General features: G+C 64.9%; 3 protein-coding genes. All 3 read left to right on the top strand.

Annotated elements, in window-relative coordinates; translation table 11 throughout:
• Positions 1–613: 613 nt before the first annotated feature.
• Positions 614–2,089, top strand: coding sequence for an FAD-binding protein (locus tag ACIOJE_RS39410; protein ID WP_400783240.1), 1,476 nt, complete (start codon positions 614–616; stop codon positions 2,087–2,089).
• Positions 2,090–3,134: 1,045 nt separating this feature from the next.
• Positions 3,135–3,620: an SRPBCC family protein gene (locus ACIOJE_RS39405; RefSeq protein ID WP_400783237.1), complete on the top strand. Its 486-nt coding sequence runs from the start codon at positions 3,135–3,137 to the stop codon at positions 3,618–3,620.
• A partial coding sequence (locus tag ACIOJE_RS39400; protein ID WP_400783234.1) for an alpha/beta fold hydrolase occupies positions 3,617–4,518 on the top strand: 902 nt, incomplete at its 3' end. The genes ACIOJE_RS39405 and ACIOJE_RS39400, both read left to right, overlap by 4 nt.

Here is a 4,518-nt window from a genome sequence, read left to right as displayed (position 1 = left end):
CAGTCCAGACCACGCCACACGAACACGTAAACACCGGAACCCCGCGAAGCCCGGACGACGGCCCGACCGGCACAAACAGGCGACGGAGAGCTCGAGTTCGACCACCGCCCACCCGGCACGGGCACCCGAGCAACGGAACCCGCGCAGTCCAGACCACACCACACGAACACGTAAACACCGGAACCCCGCGAAGCCCGGACGACAGCCCAACCAGCACAAACAGCCGACGGAGAGCGCGAGTTCGACCACCGCCCACCCGGCACGGGCACCCCGCCACCGGCTCACGACACCGGCACACGCCGCCGGCACCGGCACACGCCACAACCGCACCCCCGAACCACCAGCACCACACCAGGCCGCCACCGTGGCCGGCCCACCAGGCCGGCCACGGGCACCACCCCCACCGGGCAGACACAGCACCGACCAGACCCCCGCAACCACCAACCACGACCACCGGCCACCCACCCCGGCCGCCACCGCCAGCCCACCCCGGCCACCCCGGGCCGCCAACCAGCCCACCCCCCCCGTGACGGGGCGACGGGGCGGACAACACCAGAGGCCCGCCACCCAGCGGGCCTCCCGCACACCAGCCCCACCCACGAAAGGAACCAGCATGACCACCACACCACTGTCACGACGAACCCTCATCACCGGCCTCGCCGCCACCGTCATCGGCTACAACACCACCACCCGCACCTGGGCCACCACCACCCCCACCACCGGACACCTCGCCACCGTCCCCACCCTCGACGGCACCCTCACCACCGACACCACCACCCTCACCGAATTCAGCCACGACTTCGGACGCCTCACCACCACCACCCCCTACGCCGTCCTCAAACCCGGCTCCGTCCAAGACATCGTCAAAATCGTCAACTACGCCCGCTGCAACGGCCTCAAAGTCGCCATGAACGGCCGCAGCGGCACCGGCAACGACCTCGAATCACACTCCAACTACGGCCAGGCCTCCGCCGCCGGCGGCATCAGCATCGACGCCCGCAGCCTCAACCGCATCCACACCATCACCCCCACCAACGCCACCGTCGACACCGGCGTCACCTGGGCCCAACTCACCGACGCCGCCCTCACCCAAGGCCTCACCCCACCCTGCCTCACCGACTACCTCCACCTCTCCATCGGCGGCACCATCAGCATCGGCGGCATCGGCTCCACCGTCCAGAAATACGGCCTCCAAGCCGACACCGTCGAATCCATCGACATCATCACCGGCACCGGCCACCTCCTCACCGCCACCCCCACCCGCAACCGCGACCTCTTCCACGCCGCCCTCGCCGGCGCCGGCCAATTCGGCATCATCGTCCGCGCCACCGTCAAACTCATCCCCGCCCCCCAACGCGCCCTCGTCTTCAACCTCTACTACGACAACCTCACCACCTACCTCACCGACCAGGAAACCCTCCTGAACGACGGCCGCTTCCACAGCCAAGTCGGCGAAGTCATCCCCCAACCCGGAACCACACCCCGCTACAAAATCGAAACCGCCACCTACTACAACGGCACCACACCCCCCAACCCCACCCCCCTCCTCCACAACCTCACCCCCATCACCACCGACACCACCATCACCGACCAGACCTACCGCCAATACACCTACCGAGCCGACACCTTCGCCGACACCATCAAAAACCTCGGCTACTGGAACGAACCCAAACCCTGGCTCAGCCTCTTCCTCCCCGCCACCCAAGCCCACACCTTCATGACCACCGCCACCCAAACCCTCACCCCCGACGACCTCGGCGCCGGCCTCCTCCTCTTCTACCCCTTCCACACCAACAAACTCACCCACCCCTACGCCATCACCCCCAACGAACCCACCACCTACCTCTTCGACCTCCTCACCTTCCCCCACCCCGGCACCAACCCCACCCCCCACCTCCAACGCAACCGCACCCTCTACGACCACGCCACCACCCTCGGCGCCAAACGCTACCTCGTCGGCGCCATCCCCCACATGACCCAAACCGACTGGCAACACCACTACGGCCCCCAATGGAACAACCTCACCACCCACAAAAACCGATACGACCCCACCCACACCCTCACCCCCGGCCAAAACATCTTCACCTAAACCACCACCACACCCCCAACACCACCCCCAAAAACAAAACAACACCCCCCCCCAAAAAACAGAACAGCAAACCCCGAAAAGAAACAACAAACACCCAGAAACACACAACAGACACCCAGAATCAACAACAGACACCGAGAAAACAACACCAGCCCAGACAGAACACCACAGACCCAAAAAGGACCCCAACCCCAGAAAACACGCCACAAACCCAAAAAAGGAAACCACGAAACCGAAAAAGAAACCACAGGCCCAAAAAAGACGCCACACCCCCAGAAACGGCCAGCAGGCCCAGAGACAAGACAACAGGCCAGAGACAGCACCACAACCCCGGGAAAAGAACCAGCAGACCCCAAAAGAACACCACAAGCCCAGAAAGGAAACCCCGACCCCAGAGGAGGAACCACAGGCCCGGAAAGGAAACCCCGACCCCAGAGAACGCCACAGGCCCGGAAATAGAACACCGACCCAGAGGAGGAGCCACCGGCCAACAGGCGGGACGGCAACCCCACAAAGAACGTCACGAACCCGAAGAAGACACCACAGAGAAGACCCCACAGACCCAGAAAACAGACGGCACCCCAGAAAAGGGCGCCACAACCCCAAGAAACGGCCCGGCGAGCCCGACAAAGACATCACAGGGACAACGCCACGACCCCACAAACCGGACGCCGGCCCCAGAAAAGCACCACGGGCCCGAAAAGGCGCCACCCACCAAAACGAACAACCGATCCAGAAGAAACCCGTCACCAGCCCGAAAAAGGGACCCCAGGCCCGGAGAACACCTCACGAACCCAGACAATGGACGGCAGACCCAGAAAAAGGGTCACCGACCCCAGAGAAAACACCACCCGGGCCGGGAAAACGCCACGGACCCAGAAAACGCGACAGCAGGCCCGGCAAAGAAACAGCCACCCCACAGAACAAACCACGAACAACAAAAACCACACCACCGCACAACCACCCCAACCCCGAACACCCCCCTACCGCCCTACCCCTCCCCCCTCTCCCCACCCCGACCCCGACCCCGGAAGGGAAACCCACCATGCACACCTACGACATCATCAACGAAACCATCATCCACGCCCCCACCGAACACGTCTGGCACGAACTCATCGCCGAACTCAACGGCGCCACCACCTGGTGGACCCCCCACAACACCTTCCAACCCGGCACCACCAGCCCCGAACACATCGGCGGCACCACCCACATCACCGTCCACCCCAAAGGCAACACCAAAGGCGGCCCCAAAATCCGCTTCACCGCCACCACCACCCACACCACCCCACACCGCCACCTCGCCACCGACTACACCCACGGCGCCTTCCGCGGCCACGCCACCTACACCCTCACCCCCCTCCACCACAACACCCAAACCCGCCTCACCATGCACTTCACCGCCACCCCCCACGGCTGGCTCACCCTCCTCGCCAAACTCACCAACATCGGCACCCAACACTCCACCGCCACCCAAAACGCCTTCACCCACCTCAACACCCACCTCACCACCACCCCCAGGAGCACCCGATGAACCCCAACCTCCCCGACCTCCCCGGACACCAACTCCCCGGCCCCCACACCGTCACCATCACCGACCACACCACCACCACCGACGACGGCGCCCACCTCACCATCACCCTCCACCACCCCAACCCCACCCCCACCCACCCCCTCCCCCCCAACCAACCCCTCATCATCCTCACCCACGGCTGGGCCTCCAACCACACCATCTGGCACACCACCGCCCACCTCCTCGCCACCGCCGGCCACACCGTCGCCACCTACGACCACCGCGGCCACGGCACCTCCACCAACGGCACCCACCCCACCACCCTCCAACGCCTCGCCCACGACCTCGACACCATCACCACCACCCTCTCCCCCCACCACCCCATCACCCTCCTCGCCCACTCCGGCGGCGGCTACACCGCCCTCACCTGGGCCACCCACCTCCACACCACCCACCCCACCCCCCACACCCGCCTCACCGCCCTCATCCTCGCCGCCACCGCCGCCCACAACCAACAAACCCCCACCCAAGAACTCAAACTCATGCAATCAAAAACCTTCACCAAAGCCCTCAAAACCCCCTGGCTCGGCCGCCTCCTCCTCAAAAAAACCCACCACCCCCACACCCCCAAACACACCCAAGAAACCAACCGCCGCCTCTTCGCCAACACCCACCCCCACACCCGCGCCACCTACTTCAACACCACCCAAACCATGGACCACCGCCCCCACCTCCCCCACATCACCACCCCCACCCTCATCATCACCGGCACCCACGACAAAATCATCAACCCCACCCACAGCCACACCCTCCACCACACCATCCCCCACACCCACCTCATCACCATCCCCAACACCGGCCACACCCTCCCCCTCGAAACCCCCCACCACCTCGCCCACCACACCCACCAATTCACACA

Source organism: Kitasatospora sp. NPDC087861, assembly GCF_044742585.1.
Taxonomy (GTDB): Bacteria; Actinomycetota; Actinomycetes; order Streptomycetales; family Streptomycetaceae; genus Kitasatospora.
The sequence above is the reverse complement of the archived record's forward strand: the minus strand, read 5'-3'. Positions and strand labels throughout refer to the sequence as shown.